The sequence below is a fragment of the Streptantibioticus silvisoli genome (assembly GCF_027947535.2).
GTDB lineage: Bacteria > Actinomycetota > Actinomycetes > Streptomycetales > Streptomycetaceae > Streptantibioticus_C > Streptantibioticus_C silvisoli.
Genome location: NZ_JAAGKO020000008.1, coordinates 64,372 through 84,340 on the forward strand (window position 1 = coordinate 64,372; position 19,969 = coordinate 84,340).

Genomic DNA, 19,969 nt, shown 5'->3' on the forward strand with positions numbered 1-19,969 from the left:
CCTGACCGGAGGATTCATGGCCATGGCGGCCCCCGAAGTCACCGTCACCGTGATCGTCTACAACGACGCCGAGCGACTGCCGCGCGCGGTGCGCTCGCTGCTCGCGCAGACCGTGGACAACATCGAGATCATCATCAGCGACGACCACTCCACCGACAACACCCCTGAAGTGGCACGGGAGTTGGCGGCCAGTGACGAGCGGATCGTCTACCACCGGCTGGAGCGGAACAGCGGCGGGTGCAGCGCGCCGCGCAACGCCGCCATCGAACTGGCCCGCGCGCCCTACCTGATGTTCCTCGACAGCGACGACGAACTGCCCGACAACGCCCTGGAGACGCTGCGCGACCTGCTGGACGCCGACCCCGGCACCGACTTCGCCATGGGCGCGGTGGAACGGGTGCGCACCGACACCGGGACGGTCTCCGCCTGGTTCCCGCACCTGTTCGAGCACGACCGCACGGTGCACGGCATCCGCGAGGAACCCGGGATGCTCTTCGAGCACCTGTCGACCAACAAGATGTACCGCCGCTCCTTCATCGACCGGCACGCGCTGCGCTTCCCGCTGGGCATCCACTACGAGGACCAGCTGTTCTCCGCGCAGGCCTACTGCCTGGCCCGCTCCTTCGCCATCACCACCACTGCGGTCTACCGGTACTACTTCGCGCCGTACGAGTCGGAGCAGGCCGCCACCATCTCCAACCAGCGCCACCGCATCGAGAACGTCCGCGACCGGGTCAACGTCGCCCGGCTCATCGACGCCTTCCTCGACGACAGCGGCCACCACGACATCAAGGCCGACAAGGACTTCAAGTTCCTCAAGCACGACCTGAAGCTCTACTGCGGCGACCTGCCGTACCGCACCCCGGCGTGGATCAAGCAGTTCGCCGACGAGACCACCCCCTACCTGCGCACCCTCGCCCAGGAGGCGTTCGAACGCCTGCCGCGCGACCAGCGCGTCGTCATCCGGCTGGTGCGCGACGGCCGCTACGAGGAGGCGCAGCTCGCCGCCCGCGGCATGGGCCGCGACGTCGCACCGCGGGAGGTCACCGAGGATTCCGAGGGCCGCGTCTACTGGGGGCCGTTCGTGCCCGCCGACCCCGACTCGGCCCGCGAGCTGGAGATCACCGACCTGGAGCTGCGCGACCGGCCGTTCCGCACCGCGCTGCTGCGCCACGAGGTCCTCTCCGTCACCCCCGGCCCCGGTGCCCGGATGACGCTCGCGCTGCGCACCTACGACCCGGGCAGCCAGCTGCCGATGGGCCCGGTCGTCGCCACCGTGCACCTCGCGCCCGGCCGCAAGCGGCTGAGCACCTCCTTCCGGCTCGACCCGGTGCGCCCCGGCGTCTTCGAGGGCAGCGTCACCGTCGACCTGGCCGGCGTCCCCATGCCACCGCACGGCTTCGCCGGCCTGCGGCACCCGGTGCTGGCGATCACCCAGCACCGCCGGCACCGCACCGGGCTGCTGCTCGCCCCGCTGGACTTCCCCCGGCTCAGCCGCACCGTCGGCTACCACCACGGCATGGCCGAGCACCAGGTCACCGTCGAGCCGGAGGGGCACGGCGCCGGCCGCATCCAGGTGGTGTGGGAACGCGCCGGACTGCTGGCCAGGGCCGAACCCCACCTGCCCGCCCTGCGCCGCATCGCCGGCCCCGGGGTGCGCCGGGTGCGCGGACTGGTGCGCGGCCTGACCCGCTGACCGCGCCGGTGAACCGACGACAACGCTGAGGGGGCCGCACCCGCGGCCCCCTCAGCATCGCTCCACCGGCCGGCCGGAGCCGGTCAGCCGCCCTTGGCCACCACCCGCAGCAGCACCTCGCCGTGCGGCCCGTGCGCCGTCTCGCGCAGCGCCGGGTCGTCCGTGGCCGGACCGCCGGCCCGCCCACGGGTCTCGATGACCCACCGCACGTGGTACTCGCGCAGCAGCGCCAGCCGTTGCGCCCGGGAGGTGCCGGCCGCGAAGTAGCGCTTGGTGTCGGCGATCCGCGCCGCCTGGTCGGGCAGGAAGAAGTCCGGCCAGCCGGGCTCGACGGTGTAACCGCCGTACGCCGGCGTCTGCCGCAGCGCCCGGAAGTCCGCCGTCATGACGACGTCGCCGTAGCGCACGTACGGCCGCACCCAGGAGTACGTGCTCCAGGCGTGCTGGGTCGGCGCGTCCCGTAGCACCGGCGGGATCGCGGCCGGCCGCAGCACGTACGACAGCGTCCCGGCCTGCGCCCAGCAGCCCACCAGCAGGCCCACCGCGGCCAGCGGCGCCAGCACGGTGCGCACCAGCTTCTCGCGCCCGTCGGCCGCCTCGACGGCCAGCGCTATCTGCGCCGGGAAGAACAGCGCCGGCAGCACCCGGCCCAGCGCGTAGTGGCCGCTGATCCCGCCCGCCGCGTAGACCACCGCGCCGAGCGCGAACATGATGACCAGCGGATCACGCCGGTCGCGCCGCAGCCGCAGCGCCAGCGCCGCCACCCCGAGCACCAGCAGCCCGAAGCGGCCCACCAGGTGGGCGTACAGCGGCTTGTGCACCGCGTCCAGGCCGCCGACGCCCAGCAGGCCGAAGAAGGAGTAGTACGGCCACACCAGCAGGATCACCGCGCACAGCGCCACCCCCGCCGCGATCCGCAGCCACACCGCCCGCGGCGGCCACGGGCGGGCACCGGCCACCACACCGATCAGGCCGAAGACCGTGACGACGCCGGTGAACTGGTGGCTCAGCAGGATCAGCGCGAGGCCCAGCCCCAGGCCCAGCCAGCCGGGCAGCCCCCAGTCGCGGGCCAGCGCCTGCCGGGCCAGCGCCCACAGGTGGAAGGCGGCGCCCATGGCGAAGGTGCTGGGGTAGGCCAGGCACAGCGCCAGCGACGTCATGCCGGGAAAGCCGCTCCAGGTGAACAGCTGCCAGCCGTACAGCAGCGTCACCGTCAGCAGCGCCAGCGGCACCGCGGCCGGCCGGGTGGTCAGGGTGCGCACGAACCGCCGCACCCCGGTGACCAGCAGCACCAGGTCGACGGCCGCCGCCAGGTGCAAGGTGGCGAAGACGCTCAGCCCGCCGATCCGGCCGGCCACCGCCAGCAGCAGCATCCACGGCGAGTAGTACGGGCTCGGTACGTCGGAGTCGACCAGCGGGTCGCCGGGCGACGTCAGGCTGTGCCGCAGCCGTTGCAGGGTGGCCGCGTGGATGCCCAGGTCCCCCACCCACGGCAGCCGCACCACCATCAGCGCCAGCAGCGCGACCACCACCAGCGCGCAGAGCCACGCCGCGCGGTACGCCAGCCCCGCCCGCCGCCAGCGTCGCCAGGACTCCAGCGGCCGGCGCGATATGCCGCCCGGTCTGCCGCCGCCCGCCCCGGCGGCCGGGGTCGGGTCGGTCGGCCCGGTCTCAGTGACGGCGGGCACGGGCCGCGTCCCATCGCATGCGCCAGGGCAGCAGCGCCGACTCCAGCTGCACCGCCAGCGTCATCTTCGACATGCCGATCTGCCGCTCCTCGAAGTGGATCGGGACCTCGACGACGGTGTAACCGGCGCGCACCGCCTGGAACTTCAGCTCCACCTGGAAGCTGTAGCCGCTGGAGCGCACCTGCGACAGACGCATCGCGGTGACCGTGTCGGCCCGCCACATGGCGAACCCGGCGGTCACGTCCCGCAGTCCGGTGCGCAGTACCGCGCTGACGTAGCCGTTGGCCCAGCGCGACAGCAGCTTGCGGTGCGCGCCCCACTCCTCGGCGAGCCGGCCGCCGGCCACGTAGCGGCTGCCGATCACGACGCCGGCGCCGGTGGCCAGCGCGGTGCCGAGCATCTGCGCCACGTACTCCACCGGGTGGCTGCCGTCGGCGTCCATCTGGAGCACGTACCGGGCGCCCTCGGCGACCGCCTGGTCCATGCCGGCCGCGTAGGCCCGGCCCAGCCCGTCCTTGACGGTGCGGTGCAGCACCGTCACCCGGGTGCGGTCGGCGGTGTTGTGGCGGGCCGCCAGCTCCTCGGCCACCTCACCGGTGCCGTCCGGGCTGTTGTCGTCCACCACCAGCAGCCGCAGGCCGGGCAGCGGGAGGGCCAGCAGTGCCTCGGCCATCCTCGGCAGGTTCTCGGCCTCGTTGTACGTGGGCATCACCACGGTCAGCGCGGTCTCGCCCCAGCCGGCGGGCAGGTCGTGCGGGCGGCGCAGCGCCGCGGGCGGCGACTGCGGCGCGTGGGGGGTGGTCGTCACACTCATCAAGGTTCTTCTCTGTCGGGGCGATCGGTCAACTCGCCTGAGTCGGTCAGCAGTTGCTGGAGAAGCGGATGGCGGCCGCGGGGAGCACCGCCTCGCACCACACCCGGACGCCGTCCAGCAGTTCGTTGTCGGCGCCCACGTCGGCCCGGTCGCCGATCACCGTGCCGTCCAGCACCGTGCGGGCGCCGACGCGGGCGCCGGCGCCGATCAGGCTGCGGCGCACCTGGGCGCCGGCCCCGATCCGCGCGCCGTCCAGCACGACCGTGCCGTCCACCACCGCGTCCCGGGCGATCCTGGCGCCGGCGCCGACCACGGTGCCGCCGGACAGCTTGGCGCCGTCGGCCACCTCGGCGCCGGGCAGCACCAGGCTCTCCCCGGCGCGGCCGGGCAGCGCGGGGGAGGCGACCACGCCGCGCACCAGGTCGGCGGAGGCCTGGATGAGGGCGGCCGGCCGGCCCAGGTCCAGCCAGTACGTCTGGTCCACGACGCCGTGCAGCAGCGCGCCGGCCGCCAGCAGCGAGGGGAACGTCTCACGCTCGACGGAGACCGGGCGGCCGTCGGCGATGGTGTCGATGACGGCCCGCCGGAAGACGTAGCAGCCGGCGTTCACCTGGTCGGTGACGATCTCCTCGGGGCGCTCGGGCTTCTCGGTGAACGCCAGCACCCGGCCGGTGGCGTCGGTGGGCACCAGGCCGAAGGCGCTGGGGTCCTCCACCCGGGTCAGGTGCAGCGAGACCTCGGCGCCGGCCGTGCGGTGCCCGTCGACCAGGGCGCGGATGTCGAGCCCGGTGAGGATGTCGCCGTTGAAGACCAGCACCGGTTCGTCGGGTCCGCAGGTCAGCGCCTTGGAGGCGTTGCGGATCGCGCCGCCGGTGCCGAGCGGTTCGCGCTCGTGGACGTAGGAGATGCGCATGCCCAGCGCGGAACCGTCGCCGAAGTAGGGTTCGAAGACCTCCGCCAGGTAGGAGGTGGCCAGCGCGACGTGCGTGACGCCGGCCGCCCGGGCTCTGCTCAACTGGTGGGCGAGGAAGGGGACTCCGGCCGTCGGGACCATGGGCTTCGGCGTGTGTTCCGTGACCGGACGAAGGCGGGAGCCCTTTCCGCCGACCAGGAGGATCGCTTCCACGGGCTGTACCTCGATTGCGAAGATGATAAAACGGTTAAAATGTGCACAAGGGGGTAGTGAATACTAGCGTGCGTGACGAGCCGTCAGGCGCCCGGGGCCGCCGCGCCCTCACGGCGACCAGCGGAACAGCATCAGCAGCCCGACCGCGTACCACCCGGCGAACACCGCCCCGCACCCGTACAGGCAGCCCTGCACCACGCGCGGCAGCCGCGAGACCGGACGCGCGAGTAACAGCAGCATGATCGGCAGGAACGGCAGCATGAACCGCGGCTTGGACAGCGGGGAGCCGGGGGTGCCGACCATCAGCGCCCAGGCGCCGGCCAGCGCCAGCACCATCGCCCACGGCACCCGCCGGTCCAGCGCCAGCGCCAGCACCCCGCAGGCCACCAGCAGGATCAGTATCAGCACCGCGCCGTAGCGGATGTCGGCGTCGCGCCGGTAGAGCGTCACCAGCTTCAGGAAGTGCGCGGTGCCCAGGCCGAAGTCGAACGACTGGCCCCACGCCTTCTCCGCCTCGAACCAGCCGTCCAGCCGGCCGACCTGGGCGCCGATGTACAGCCAGCTGAACAGCAGCCCGGTCGGCGCCAGCGCCAGCCCGGCCCACGGCCGCCAGCCGTCCCGGCGCCGCAGCAGCGCCCAGCCGGCGCACACCACCATGACCCCGAGCAGCACCGCGGCGGTCGGCCGCATCGCGCCGGCCAGCGCGGTCAGCGCCCCCGCCGCCACCCAGCGCCGCGCCACCACCGCGATCAGCGCCCACACCAGGGCGGCGGTGAAGCAGCCTTCGGAGTACGGCACCCACAGCGCGAACGCGTACGGGGAGGCCGCCCACAGCCCCACGCAGGCGTAGCCGACCCGGCGGCCGGCGATCGAGCCGACCAGGGTGTGCACGCCCGCGGCGGCGACGGTCGCGGCGGCCCAGGAGACCACCACGCCCGCGACGGGGAAGGACAGGCCGGTCAGGTGCACGGTGCGGATGAGCGCGGGCACCAGCGGGAAGAACGCCAGCGTCGACCACACCGGCGTGCCGTCCGGCCGGAAGGCCAGCCGCTGCGGGTAGCCGTACCGGGCGATCGCCAGGTAGTTGCCGCTGTCCCAGCGGCGCAGCACGTGCGCGGCCGGGTAGCCCATGTGACGGGTGATCACCATCAGCAGGGTGAAACCTATGGCCGCGACCCCGAGGTAGACCGCCGCCGCGGTGGCCGCCTGCCGGCGGTCGAAGCGGATCGTCACCTCGTCGCGGCGGACGGCGCCGGCGACGCGGTCGCGCCAGCCGGCCGGGCCCGGCACGGTCGTGCTCTCCGGCGAACTGCGGGGGCCGGGCGGGGCGGTGCTGATCATGGAACGGGGACTCCGGGCATGGGCGGGGACGCGTCACTACGTAAGAGACGAAACCACGGCCGCGGGTTCATCGCCCACCACGAACAACGCCCACGGGCATCGTCGGGACCCACGCGAACGGCGGCGGGCCGCCGGCTTCCGCAAGCCGGGGACCCGCCGCCGCGCGTGTTCAGTTGCTGTGTCCGCCGCCCAGGTGGTGCACCCGCACCAGGTTGGTGGTGCCGGGCACGCCGGGGGGCGAGCCGGCCGTGATGATCACCGTGTCGCCCGGCCCGTAGTCGCTGAGCTTGAGCATCTCGGTGTCGACCAGGTCGACCATCGCGTCGGTGTGGTCGACGTGCTCGACCAGGTGCGTCTGCACGCCCCAGGTGAGCGACAGCTGGTTGCGGGTCGCGGCGTCGCTGGTGAACGCCAGCACCGGCACCGGCACCCGGTAGCGGGCCAGCCGCCGCGCGGTGTCACCCGATTGGGTGAAGGCGACAAGGGACTTGGCGTCCAGGAAGTCGGCGAGTTCGGCGGCCGCGCGGGCCACCGCGCCGCCCTGGGTGCGCGGCTTCTTGCCGGGCGCCAGCGGCTCCAGGCCGCGGCGCAGCAGCTCCTCCTCGGCCGCGCAGACGATGCGCGACATCGTCTTGACGGTCTCGATCGGGTACTTGCCGACCGAGGACTCGGCGGAGAGCATGACCGCGTCCGCGCCGTCCAGGATCGCGTTGGCCACGTCGGAGGCCTCGGCGCGGGTCGGCCGGGAGGCGTGGATCATCGACTCCATCATCTGGGTCGCCACGATGACCGGCTTGGCGTTGCGGCGGCACAGCTCCACCAGCCGCTTCTGCACCACCGGGACCTTCTCCAGCGGGTACTCCACCGCCAGGTCGCCGCGGGCCACCATGACGGCGTCGAACGCCGCGACGACGTCCTGCATGTTGTCGACCGCCTGCGGCTTCTCCACCTTGGCGATGACCGGGACCCGGCGGCCCTCCTCGTCCATCACGCGGTGCACGTCGCGCACGTCCTTGGCGTCGCGCACGAAGGACAGCGCGACCATGTCGCAGCCCATCCGCAGCGCGAAGCGCAGGTCGTCGATGTCCTTCTCCGACAGCGCCGGGACGTTGACCGCGGTGCCGGGCAGGTTGATGCCCTTGTGGTCGGAGATGATGCCGCCCTCGACCACCACGCAGCGCACCTGCGGTCCGGCGATCTCGATCACCCGCAGCGCCACGTTGCCGTCGTTGATCAGCACCGGGTCGTCGACCCGCACGTCACCGGGCAGCCCCTTGTAGGTGGTGCCGCAGATGTGCCGGTCGCCGGGCACGTCCTCGGTGGTGATGGTGAACTCGTCACCGGCCTCCAGCTCCACCGGTCCGTCGGCGAAGGTCTCCAGCCGGATCTTCGGGCCCTGGAGGTCGGCCAGCACGCCGATGGCGGTGCCGGTCTCCTCGGCGACCTTGCGTACCCGGTGGTAACGCTCCTCGTGCTCGGTGTGGCTGCCGTGGCTGAAGTTGAAACGGGCCACGTTCATGCCTGCCTCGACCAGTGCCTTCAACTGGTCGTAGGAGTCGACAGCCGGACCCAGGGTGCAGACGATTTTCGCTCGGCGCATGCAGACGATCCTATCGATGATTTGTTCCCGCCCGGAATTTAGCCGGTCGACGCCCTGAGGGCATCATCACATGCGCCGCTCAAGCACCCCGCAACCGGGACCGGTGTGATAACAGGGGAGCGCGCGGCCCCTCAACCGAGCGGCCGCGCGCCGGCCTTGCCGGGACCGTCAGCCGCGGACCAGTTGCCAGGTCTGCGAGGCGATCTCCCACTCCTCGTCGGTCGGCACCACGGCCACCGCGGTCGGCGAACCGTCGGCGGAGACCACCCGGGCCCCGGCGGACCGCACCGCGTTGCGCACCGGGTCCAACTCGACGCCGAGCCGGCCCAGTCCCCGCAGGGCCGCCTCACGCACCTCGGCGGAGTTCTCCCCGACCCCGGCGGTGAAGGCGATGGCGTGCGTCTCGCCCAGCACCGCCAGGTAGCCGCCGACGTACTTGCGCAGCCGGTGGACGTAGACGTCGAAGGCCAGCCGGGCGTCCGGGTCGCCGGCGGCGGACCGGCGCACCACCTCGCGCATGTCGTTGTCGCCGCACAGGCCCAGCAGGCCGCCGCGGTTGTTGAGCAGCCGGTCGATCTCGTCGGTGGACATCCCGGCGACCCGGGCCAGGTGCAGCGGCACCGCCGGGTCCAGGTCGCCGGAGCGGCTGCCCATCACCAGCCCCTCCAGCGGCGTCAGCCCCATCGAGGTCTCCACGCACACCCCGCCGCGCACCGCGGACGCCGAGGCGCCGTTGCCCAGGTGCAGCACGATGACGTTGACCTCCTGCACCGCGCGGCCCAGCAGCCGGGCGGTGGCCCGCGAGACGTAGGAGTGCGAAGTGCCGTGGAAGCCGTAGCGGCGCACCCCGTAGCGGTCGGCGACGCCGCGGTCGATGGCGTACCGGGCGGCGGCCTGCGGCAGCGTGGCGTGGAAGGCGGTGTCGAAGACCGCGACCTGCGGCAGGTCGGGCCGCACCTCGCGGGCCACCCGGATCTGCCGCAGGTTGACCGGGTTGTGCAGCGGCGCGAGCGGCGCCAGCGCCTCGATGCCGGCCTCCACCTCGTCGGTGACCAGCGTCGCCGCGGTGTAGGTGGTGCCGCCGTGCACCACCCGGTGGCCGATGGCGGCCAGCCGCGGCGAGTCCAGCCCGTGGCCGTCCGCCGCCAGCCGGTCCGCCACCTCGTGCAGCGCCCGGGTGTGGTCGGCCGGGCCGCCGTCGGCGCCGATCCGCTCCACGACGCCGCGGGCCGGCCGCGAGCCGTCGGCCATGTCGACCAGCTGGTACTTCAGCGTCGAGGAGCCCGCGTTGAGGACCAGCACGTGGTCGGCGGCGGGGGTGGTGCCGGTCATCGGGTGGCCTCCTGGGCCTGGATCGCGGTGATGGCCACGGTGTTGATGATGTCGGGCACGAGCGCGCCGCGCGACAGGTCGTTGACCGGCTTGCGCAGCCCCTGAAGGACCGGGCCGATGGCGACCGCGCCGGCCGAGCGCTGCACGGCCTTGTAGGTGTTGTTGCCGGTGTTGAGGTCGGGGAAGATCAGCACGGTGGCCCGTCCGGCGACCGGCGAGCCGGGCATCTTCGCGGCGGCCACCGCCGGGTCCACCGCGGCGTCGTACTGGATCGGCCCGTCCACCAGCAGGTCGGGGCGCAGTTCGCGCACCAGCTCGGTGGCCCGCCGGACCTTGTCGACGTCGGCGCCGCTGCCGGAGGTGCCGGTGGAATACGACAGCATCGCGATCCGCGGTTCGACGCCGAACGCGGCGGCGGTGGCGGCGGACTGCACGGCGATGTCGGCCAGCTGGCCGGCGTCCGGGTCGGGGTTGACCGCGCAGTCGCCGTAGACCAGCACCCGGTCGGCCAGGCACATGAAGAACACCGAGGAGACGATGGAGGCGCCCGGCGAGGTCCTGATGACCTCGAACCCGGGGCGGATGGTCGCCGCGGTGGAGTGCGTGGCGCCGGAGACCATGCCGTCGGCCAGGCCCTGGGCGACCATCAGCGTGCCGAAGTAGGAGACGTCGGCGACCACGTCGTGGGCGAGTTCCACCGTCATGCCCTTGTGGGCGCGCAGCTGCGCGTACCGCTCGGCGAACGTGTCGCGCAGCGGCGAGGTCTGCGGGTCCACGATCCGCGCCACCGCGCCGGTCTCCGGTACCTCGTCCAGGCCCAGGGCCAGGCCCAGTTCACCGGCCCGGCGGCGGATCGCGCCCTCGTCGCCCAGCAGCGTCAGGTCGCAGACGTTGCGGCGCAGCAGCACCTCGGCGGCGCGCAGCACGCGCTCCTCGGTGCCCTCGGGCAGCACGACGTGCCGGCGGTCGGAGCGGGCGCGTTCCAGCAGGTCGTGCTCGAACATCATCGGCGTGACGCGCGTGCCGCGCGACACCGACAGCCGTTCGGTCAACTCGGCGGCGTCCACGTGCAGTTCGAACAGCCCGAGCGCGGTCTCCGCCTTGCGGGGGGTGGCCGCGGTCAGCTTGCCCTCCAGGGTGAACAGCTCCGCCGCGGTCGGGAACGAGCCGCCGGGCACCGCCAGCACCGGGGTGCCGGGGGCCAGCCGGGCGGCGAGCGCCAGCACGTCCCGGGTGGGGCGCTCGTCCAGGGTGAGCAGCACCCCGGCGATCGACGGCGCCCCCGCGGAGTGCGCGGCCAGCGATCCGATGATCAGGTCGGCGCGGTCGCCGGGGGTGACCACCAGGCAGCCCGCGGTGAGCGCGGGCAGGAACGCCGGCAGCATCGCGCCGCCGAAGACGAAGTCCAGCACGTTGCGGGCCAGCCCCGCCTCGTCGCCCTCCAGCACGGTGGCGTCCAGCGCCTGCACCACCTGCGCCACGGTCGGCGCCGACAGCGACGGCTCCTCCGGCAGCACCCAGGCCGGCACCCCCAGCCGGCCCTCCAGCAGCTCACGGGCCCGGCCGGCCTGTTCCGGCGGCACCCGGTTGGCGATCATCGCCAGCACGTCGCAGCCCTGGGCGGTGAAGGCCCGCAGCGCGTTGCTGACCTCGGCGGCCACCGAGTCGGCGTCCTGCCCGGAACCGCCGACGACCGGCAGGACGGCGGCGCCGAACTCGTTGGCCAGCCGCGCGTTGAGCGCCAGCTCGTCCGGCAGCTGGGTGTCGTGGAAGTCCGACCCCAGCACCAGGACCACCTCGTAGTCCGCCGCGACCTGGTGGAAGCGGCCGACCAGCAGCTCCACCAGTTCGTCCGTCCCGCGTTCGGCCTGCACCCGGGCGGCCTCCGCGTAGCCGACGCCGACCGCGCCGGCCGGGTCCTGGGCGAGCCGGTAGCGGGCCCGCAGCAGCTGGAAGAGCCGGTCGGGGCCGTCGTCGTGGCTCAGCGGCCGGAAGATCCCGACCCGGTCCACCCGCCGGGTCAGCAGCTCCATCACCCCCAGCTCCACGACCTGCCGGCCGTCCCCCCGCCCGATCCCCGTCACGTACACGCTGCGTGCCACCCGTGACCGTCCTTCGCCGTCGCCCCGCACGGGCCCCGGCGGCCCGCCGCCCCAACCTCTCACGCCGCGCGGACCGGCCGGGCGCGCACCGGCGGGCGACACCCCCGTCCGCCCGGCACCGCCCGCCCGGCCCCGCGTGCGGCGTGCGGCGGCCTCAGTCGCGCGCCGGGACCAGCCACACCGTGGACAGCGGCGGGAGGGTCACCTCGATGCTCGCGGGGCGGCCGTTCCAGGCGATGTCCGCCGGCCGCAGGACGCCCGCGTTGGTCAGGCCGCCGCCGCCGTAGCGGGTGTCGTCGGTGTTGAGCACCTCGCGCCAGCCGGCCGGGCCGGCCGGGACGCCGACGCGGTACGGGCGGCGCACGACGGGGGAGAAGTTGGTGACCGACACCAGCGGGCGCCCGTCGGCGTCCAGGCGGGCGAAGGCGATCACGTTGGCCTCGGCGGCGTCGGAGTCGATCCAGGAGAACCCGGCCGGATCGGTGTCCAGCGCCCACAGCGCCGGGGTGCCGGCGTAGGCGGTGTTCAGGTCCCGCACCAGGTCCCGCACGCCGCGGTGGTCACCGGCCGCCGGATACGTCTCGTCCAGCAGCCACCAGTCCGGGCCGCGCTCGTGCGACCACTCCGCACCCTGCGCGAACTCCTGTCCCATGAACAGCAGCTGCTTGCCCGGATGCGCCCACATGTAGCCCAGGTACGCCCGGGCGGTGGCCCGCTGCTGCCACCAGTCGCCCGGCATCTTCATCACCAGCGAGCCCTTGCCGTGCACCACCTCGTCGTGCGAGATCGGCAGCACGTAGTTCTCCGAGTACGCGTACACCATGGAGAACGTCAGCCCGCCGTGGTGGTGCTCGCGGTGCACCGGGTCGTGCGACAGGTAGTCGAGCGTGTCGTGCATCCAGCCCATGTTCCACTTCAGGCCGAAGCCCAGCCCGCCGAAGCCGGTCGGGCCGGTGTGGTGGGTCGCCCGGGTCACCCCGTCCCACGCGGTCGACTCCTCGGCGATCGTCACCACCCCGGGGCAGCGCCGGTAGACCGTGGCGTTCATCTCCTGAAGGAACGCCACCGACTCCAGGTCCTCCCGCCCGCCGCGCTCGTTCGGCGTCCACTGGCCGGGGCCGCGCGAGTAGTCGCGGTAGAGCATCGAGGCGACCGCGTCCACCCGCAGCCCGTCGATGTGGAACTCCTCGCACCAGAACACCGCGTTGGCCACCAGGAAGTTGCGCACCTCGTCGCGCCCGGTGTCGAAGACCAGCGTCCCCCAGTCCGGGTGCTCGCCGCGCCGCGGGTCGGCGTGCTCGTACAGCGGCTGCCCGTCGAACCGGGCCAGCGCCCAGTCGTCCTTGGGGAAGTGCGCCGGCACCCAGTCCAGGATCACCCCGATCCCGGCCCGGTGCAGCGCGTCGACCAGGAAGCGGAAGTCGTCCGGGGTGCCCATCCGGGACGTCGGCGCGTAGTACGAGGTGACCTGGTAGCCCCACGAGCCGCCGAACGGGTGCTCGGCCACCGGCATCAGCTCCACATGCGTGAAGCCCAGGTCCCGCACGTAGGCGGTCAGCTGCTCCGCGAGCTGACGGTACGTCAGTCCCGGTCGCCAGGACGGCAGATGGACCTCGTAGACCGACATCGGCGCCTGGTGCGGCGGCCGGTCGCCGCGGTGCGCCATCCACGCCTGGTCGTGCCACGCGTGGTGCGAGGCGGTCACCACCGACGCGGTGGCCGGCGGCACCTCGGTGCGCCGGGCCATCGGGTCGGCCTTCATCCGCCGCTCGCCGTCCTGGGTCAGGATGTCGAACTTGTACAGCGCGCCGTCGCCGACGCCGGGCACGAACAGCTCCCACACCCCGGACGAGCCCAGCGACCGCATCGGGTACCCGGTGCCGTCCCAGTAGTTGAAGTCGCCGGCCACCCGCACCCCGCGCGCGTTCGGCGCCCACACCGAGAACCGGGTGCCGGCCAGGCCCTGGTGCTCCATGACCTGCGCGCCCAGCGCCTTCCACAACTCCTCGTGCCGGCCCTCACCGATCAGGTGCAGGTCCAGCTCGCCCAGCGACGGCAGCAGCCGGTACGGATCGTCCTCGGCGACCTCCTCGCCCTCGTAGCCGACCGACAGCCGGTACGCCGGCACCTCCCGCAGCGGCAGCACCCCGGAGAACAGCCCGTCGCCGTCGTCGTGCAGCGCCTGCCGCACCCCCGGCGCCTCCACCGTCACCGCCCGCGCGTACGGCTTGAGCACCCGCACCGCGATCCCGCCGGGCACCGGATGCGCCCCCAGCACGCCGTGCGGGTCGTGGTGGGCGCCGGCCAGCAGCAGCTCGCGGTCGTGCCGCTCCACCGCCGAAGCCGCCCGCACCCCGCCGGCCCCGGGCCCGCCGGCCCCGGAGCCGGCCAGACCGCCCGAGCCGGGACCGCCTGAGCCGGGACCTCCGGAACCGCGACCGCCGGAGCCGGTCGGCGGCGTGGCGGGGGCCGGGCGGAACGTGCCCGGCACCGTCACGTCCCGGCGCGGCGCCGAACCGGAGGCGGCCGGCCGGCTCCCGTCGCCGTATCCGCGGGCGTCGGCCTCCGACCGCATGCCGGCCGGCGGCGCCGGGCGGCCGGGTGCGGGGTGCGAGGGTTCACGCGCAGTCACGGTGGGGTCCTTCCAGGTCGGAGGTCGAGGGTCGCAGGTCAGCGGTCGCAGTCGGAGTCGGCATCGTCGGCGTCGTCGGTTTCGTCGGCGTCGTCGGCGACGCCGGCGGGTTCTTCGGGACCGGCAGGTCTTCGGCGGCGCCCGCGGTCCGGCCGGGCCCGGCGGCCGGCGCCGCCCGGGCCGGTCAGGCCGCCAGCCGCTCCACCGCCGCCATCGGGATCGGCAGCCACCGCGGGCGGTGCCGTGCCTCGTACAGCACCTCGTAGACGGCCTTGTCGGTCTCGTACGCCCGCAACGTCACCGCGGCCCGGCGCGGATCACGGCCGCCGGCGTCCGCGTACCCCGCGCAGAACGCGTCACGCTGCCGTTCCGCCCAGGCGGCCGCCGCCGGTGAGCCGGGATCGCGGTGCCGGGCGGCGTAGTCGAAGGACCGCAGCATGCCCGCGACGTCCTGTATCGGCGGCTGCGGGCGGCGCCGTTCGGACAGCGGCCGGGACGGCTCGCCCTCGAAGTCGATCAGCACCCAGCCGGCGTCCTCGGTGCGCAGCACCTGCCCCAGGTGCAGGTCGCCGTGGATGCGCTGGGCGCCCAGCCCGTCGCCGCGCTCGCCGAGTTCGGCCAGGTCGGTGTAGGCGCCGGCCAGCCGGTCCGCGTACGGCGCCAGCTGCGGCACCGCCCGGGCCGCGGTCCGCAGCCGGTCGGTCATCGCGGTGGCCAGCAGCCCGACCTGCGCGGCGTCCAGCCTCTCGCGCGGGAACGCCTCGGCCAGCGCGCCGTGCACCTGCGCGGTCGCCGCTCCCAGCTCGCGCGCCGCGTCGGTGAACTCCGGCCCGTCGCCGTCGACCGACTCCAGCGCCAGCGCCCAGCCCTCGCTGGAGCCGTGGAGGAAACGTTGCAGCACCCCCAGGGTCGCCGGTTCGTCGTGCAGGCCCAGCGCCTCGAACCAGGCGGCCGGCGCCGGCACCCGCGGGCAGCCGGACCGGGCCAGCGCCAGCGACACCTCCAGGTCGGGGTTGGTACCGGCCGAGATGCGCCGGAAGACCTTCAGGATGAACGCGTCGCCGTATATCACCGACGAGTTGGACTGCTCGGCGCCCGACATCCGGGCCGGCAGCCCGGCCGGTACGACGGTGCCGGGCTCGGCGGAGAACCGCAGCGGCCCGGTGCGGCCGCCGGTGCGCAGCCGTTCCAGCAGCAGCCCGGCCAGCTTCGGGTCGTACAGCGCCTCGTAGACCGTCAGCCCGGCCAGCGACCCCTCCCGGGCCCGGCCCAGCAGTGCGCCGCCCAGCGCCGGCGGCAGCACCTCGCGGGTGCCCAGCAGCAGCTGGTAGCAGTCGGCGCCGCCGCCGGCCTGCTCGACGTCCAGCAGCAGGTGCAGCAGCCCCGGGGTGCCCAACCGCCCGTCGCACGGCAGGAGTTCGACCGCGCTCAGCAGCTGGAAACCGGTGATCTCCCGGCCCTTGCCGGCGAACCAGCGCTGCTCGGGCAGCCAGGCCCGCAGCAGCGGGTCGAGACCGCGCAGCAGCCCGGCGCCGTCCGGTCCCGGGTCCGGCGCCGCCGGACCCGGGACCCGGCCGCCGGTCATCGCGCCGTCCGCCCGGTCGGCGCGGGCCGTGCCGCGGTGCGGCGACGAGGTCTGCGGCATGGTGTCCCCTCCTCGGTGGGCGTGGGCGTGGGCGTGGGCGTGGGCGTGGGCGTGGGCGCGGTCGGCGCCGGGGCGCGCATCAGACCGCGTCCCGGCGCAGCCGGAACCAGTAGAAACCGTGCCCGGCCAGCGTCAGCAGGTACGGCAGCTCGCCGATCGGCGGGAAGCTCACCCCGCCGATCAGTTCGACCGGGCGGCGGCCCTCCCAGGCGTGCAGGTCCAGCTCCGTCGGCTGCGGGAACCGGGAGAAGTTGTGCACGCACAGCACCAGGTCGTCGCCCTCGGCGGTGGAGACCTCGCGCAGGAAGGCCAGCACCGCCGGGTTGCTGGACGGCAGTTCGGTGTACGAGCCGAGGCCGAAGGCCGGGTTCTGCTTGCGGATCTCGATCATCCGCCGGGTCCAGTGCAGCAGCGAGCTGGGGCTCGACATCTGCGCCTCGACGTTGGTCACCTGGTAGCCGTAGACCGGGTCCATGATCGTCGGCAGGAACAGCCGGCCCGGGTCGCAGGAGGAGAAGCCGGCGTTGCGGTCCGGCGTCCACTGCATCGGGGTGCGCACCGCGTCCCGGTCACCGAGCCAGATGTTGTCGCCCATCCCGATCTCGTCGCCGTAGTACAGGATCGGCGAGCCGGGCAGCGACAGCAGCAGCGCGGTGAACAGCTCGATCTGGTTGCGGTCGTTGTCCAGCAGGGTGGCGAGCCGCCGGCGGATGCCGATGTTGGCCCGCATCCGCGGATCCTTGGCGTACTCGGAGTACATGTAGTCGCGCTCCTCGTCGGTGACCATCTCCAAGGTCAGCTCGTCGTGGTTGCGCAGGAAGATGCCCCACTGGCAGTTCTTCGGGATGGCCGGGGTCTTCGCCAGGATCTCCGAGACCGGGTAGCGCGACTCGCGCCGCACCGCCATGAAGATGCGCGGCATGACGGGGAAGTGGAACGCCATGTGGCACTCGTCGCCGCCGCCCTCGAAGTCGCCGAAGTAGTCGACGACGTCCTCCGGCCACTGGTTGGCCTCGGCCAGCACCACCGTGTCGGGGTAGGACTCGTCGACCTCCGCGCGCACCCGCTTGAGGAACTCGTGGGTGGCCGGCAGGTTCTCGCAGTTGGTGCCCTCCTCGGCGTACAGGTACGGCACCGCGTCCAGCCGGAACCCGTCGATGCCCAGGTCCAGCCAGAACTTCAGGCCGGCGATCATCTCCTCCTGCACCCGCGGGTTCTCGTAGTTCAGGTCCGGCTGGTGGGAGAAGAACCGGTGCCAGTAGTACTGCTGGCGCACCGGGTCGAACGTCCAGTTGGACGTCTCGGTGTCGACGAAGATGATCCGCGCGTCCGGGTACTGCTTGTCGTCGTCGGCCCACACGTAGTAGTCCCCGTACGGGCCGTCGGGGTTGGCGCGCGACTCGATGAACCACGGGTGCTGGTCGCTGGTGTGGTTCATGACGAAGTCGATGATGACCCGCATGCCGCGGTGGTGCGCGGCGTCGACGAACTCCACGAAGTCGGCCAGGTTGCCGAACTCCGGCAGCACCGCGGTGTAGTCGGCCACGTCGTAGCCGCCGTCGCGCAGCGGCGAGGCGAAGAACGGCGGCAGCCACAGGCAGTCCACCCCCAGCCACTGGAGGTAGTCCAGCTTGGCGGTCAGCCCCTTGAGGTCGCCGACGCCGTCGCCGTTGCTGTCGTGGAAGGAGCGGACCAGCACCTCGTAGAAGACCGCGCGCTTGAACCAGTCGGGATCACGGTCCTTGGCGGGCGTGTCCTCGAAGGTGTCCTGGACGGGCTCGTTGACGATCAATTGGGTGACCCTCCGATCGGTGAGGACGGTCGCAGCGTCAGCACGTGCGCCGGGCGGTTCCCCGGTTCCAGGCGGACGTAGTTGTCGCTGCCCCAGCGGTAGGTCTCGCCGGTCAGCTCGTCGTGGACGAGTACGAACTCGCCCCAGTCCAGGCCGAGTTCCGGCATGTCCAACGAGACGGTCGCCTCGCGGGTGTGGTGCGGGTCGAGGTTGGCGACCACCACGACGGTGTCGTGCCCGCCGTCCTGGGTGGCCGCCCGTTTGGAGTAGGCGATCACCGCGTCGTTGTCGGTGCGGTGGAAGCGCAGGCCGCGCAGCGTCTGCAACGCCGGGTGCCGCCGCCGTATCCGGTTCAGCGTGGTCAGCAGCGGCGCCAGCGACCGGCCCTCCGCCTCGGCGGCCGCCCAGTCGCGCGGCCGCAGCTGGTACTTCTCCGAGTCCAGGTACTCCTCGCCCCCCTCCCGGTACGCGGTGCCCTCGCACAGCTCGAAACCGGCGTAGACCCCCCAGGACGGCGACAGCGTCGCGGCCAGCACCGCCCGCACCTCGAACGCCGGGCGGCCGCCGTGCTGGAGGTAGCCGGGCAGGATGTCGGGGGTGTTGACGAACAGGTTCGGCCGCATGAAGTGCGCGGTGCGCCCGCTCAGTTCCGTCAGGTACTCCGTCAGCTCGTCCTTGGTGTTGCGCCAGGTGAAGTACGTGTACGACTGCTGGAAGCCGACCTTGGCCAGCTCCCGCATCATCGCCGGCCGGGTGAACGCCTCGGCCAGGAAGATCACGTCCGGGTCGGTCCTGTTGACCTCGCCGAGCACCGCCTCCCAGAACACCACCGGCTTGGTGTGCGGGTTGTCGACCCGGAAGATCCGCACCCCGTGCGCCATCCAGTGCCGCAGCAGCCGCAGCGTCTCGGCGACCAGCCCGTCGAAGTCCTCGTCGAAGGCCAGCGGATAGATGTCCTGGTACTTCTTCGGCGGGTTCTCCGCGTAGGCGATCGAACCGTCCGCCCGGTGCGCGAACCACCGGGGGTGCTCGGTCACCCACGGGTGGTCCGGCGAGCACTGGAGCGCGAAGTCCAGCGCCACCTCCATCCGCAGCTCCCGGGCCCGCGCCACGAAGGCGTCGAAGTCCGCCAGCGTGCCCAGGTCCGGGTGGATCGCGTCGTGGCCGCCGTCCGGCGAACCGATCGCCCACGGCGAGCCCACGTCGTGCGGCGCCGCCGACAGGGTGTTGTTCGGCCCCTTGCGGAACGACCGGCCGATCGGGTGGACCGGTGGCAGGTACACCACGTCGAACCCCATCGCCGCCACCGCCGGCAGCCGCTCCGCCGCGGTGCGCAGGGTGCCCGGCACCGGCGTCCCGCCCGGCGGCACCACCGCGCCCTCCGAGCGCGGGAAGAACTCGTACCAGGAGCCGTACAGCGCCCGGCGCCGCTCCACCAGCAACGGCAGCGGCGGGTGCTCGCTGACCAGCTCCCGCAGCGGCCACCGGTCCAGCACCGCGACCACCTCGGGGGTCAGCGCCGCCGCCAGCCGGTCGGCGACCGGCCGGGAGGTGTCGCGCAACGCGTCCACCGCGTCCAGCACCGCCGCGCGGCCCGCCGCCTTCGGTACCCCGGCCGCCGCCCGCTCGTGCAGCGCGGCGCCCTCGTCGAAGACCAGGCCGGTGTCGATGCCGGCCGGGACCTTGATCCGCGCGGTGTGCCGCCAGGTGCCCACCGGGTCGGACCAGGCCTGGACCGTATACGTCCAGTGCCCTTCCGCCGTGGGGGTGACCAGCGCGCCCATCCGGTCGGTACCGGGGGCCAGCTCCCGCATCGGCGTCCACGGCCCCGCGCGGCCCGCCGGGTCGCGCAGCACCACGTTCGCGGCCACCGCGTCGTGCCCCTCACGGAACACCGTCGCCGACACCTCGAACGCCTCGCCCACGACGGCCTTCGCGGCCCGTCGCCCGCAGTCCACCAGCGGGCTGGGGTCCACTACCGGGATCCGAGCGGTCATTGCGTCACCTGGGCTCGTGTCGTTACGTGGTCTCGGTGCCCCCAAGGCCCTTTTTAGCGCTTTCTCCGGCTCGGCACTCGCCCGCATCCTCGCTCCCGCCTGCGGCCACTCGGCTGATCTGGATGAAACGTGAAGGAGTTTTCCGATGGCGCTTCGCCGTGTTACGGCCCGATGTCGGTGCGACGTCCGCACCCGCACGGACCG

The 19,969-nt window shown here is 73.4% G+C and carries 12 protein-coding genes; 1 reads left to right on the forward strand and 11 read right to left on the reverse strand.

Annotated elements, in window-relative coordinates; translation table 11 throughout:
* Positions 1-16: 16 nt before the first annotated feature.
* Positions 17-1,696, forward strand: a complete 1,680-nt coding sequence (locus tag POF43_RS08365) for a glycosyltransferase family 2 protein (RefSeq protein ID WP_271322759.1) — start codon at positions 17-19, stop codon at positions 1,694-1,696.
* Positions 1,697-1,779: 83 nt separating this feature from the next.
* Here POF43_RS08365 and POF43_RS08370 read toward each other — a convergent pair whose 3' ends face one another.
* The 11 genes from POF43_RS08370 to POF43_RS08420 form a co-directional block, all read right to left on the reverse strand.
* Positions 1,780-3,384: a hypothetical protein gene (locus POF43_RS08370; RefSeq protein WP_271312775.1), complete on the reverse strand. Its 1,605-nt coding sequence runs from the start codon at positions 3,382-3,384 to the stop codon at positions 1,780-1,782.
* Positions 3,368-4,198, reverse strand: a complete 831-nt coding sequence (locus POF43_RS08375) for a polyprenol monophosphomannose synthase (protein ID WP_372515902.1) — start codon at positions 4,196-4,198, stop codon at positions 3,368-3,370. The genes POF43_RS08370 and POF43_RS08375 overlap by 17 nt, the downstream gene beginning before the upstream one ends.
* A gap of 46 nt (positions 4,199-4,244) precedes the next feature.
* A complete protein-coding gene (manB, locus tag POF43_RS08380) occupies positions 4,245-5,324 on the reverse strand; it encodes a mannose-1-phosphate guanylyltransferase (RefSeq protein WP_271322760.1) in 1,080 nt (359 codons plus the stop codon).
* A 108-nt stretch (positions 5,325-5,432) separates the two neighbouring features.
* Entirely contained in the window at positions 5,433-6,665 is a 1,233-nt protein-coding gene (locus POF43_RS08385; protein ID WP_271322761.1) for a hypothetical protein, read from the reverse strand.
* Between the two features lie 169 nt (positions 6,666-6,834).
* Entirely contained in the window at positions 6,835-8,265 is a 1,431-nt protein-coding gene (gene pyk / locus POF43_RS08390) for a pyruvate kinase (RefSeq protein ID WP_271312778.1), read from the reverse strand.
* A gap of 168 nt (positions 8,266-8,433) precedes the next feature.
* Positions 8,434-9,597: an acetate/propionate family kinase gene (locus tag POF43_RS08395; RefSeq protein WP_271322762.1), complete on the reverse strand. Its 1,164-nt coding sequence runs from the start codon at positions 9,595-9,597 to the stop codon at positions 8,434-8,436.
* Entirely contained in the window at positions 9,594-11,699 is a 2,106-nt protein-coding gene (pta, locus tag POF43_RS08400; protein WP_271312780.1) for a phosphate acetyltransferase, read from the reverse strand. Before pta ends, POF43_RS08395 begins: the two co-directional genes overlap by 4 nt.
* Before the next feature lie 154 nt (positions 11,700-11,853).
* Entirely contained in the window at positions 11,854-14,331 is a 2,478-nt protein-coding gene (glgB, locus tag POF43_RS08405; RefSeq protein ID WP_372515903.1) for a 1,4-alpha-glucan branching enzyme, read from the reverse strand.
* A gap of 184 nt (positions 14,332-14,515) precedes the next feature.
* Positions 14,516-15,976, reverse strand: coding sequence for a maltokinase N-terminal cap-like domain-containing protein (locus POF43_RS08410; protein ID WP_271312781.1), 1,461 nt, complete (start codon positions 15,974-15,976; stop codon positions 14,516-14,518).
* Between the two features lie 79 nt (positions 15,977-16,055).
* A complete protein-coding gene (gene treS / locus POF43_RS08415) occupies positions 16,056-17,768 on the reverse strand; it encodes a maltose alpha-D-glucosyltransferase (protein ID WP_271312782.1) in 1,713 nt (570 codons plus the stop codon).
* On the reverse strand, positions 17,765-19,765 hold the full coding sequence (locus POF43_RS08420; protein WP_271312783.1) for an alpha-1,4-glucan--maltose-1-phosphate maltosyltransferase: 2,001 nt from the start codon (positions 19,763-19,765) through the stop codon (positions 17,765-17,767). Before POF43_RS08420 ends, treS begins: the two co-directional genes overlap by 4 nt.
* Positions 19,766-19,969: the final 204 nt, after the last annotated feature.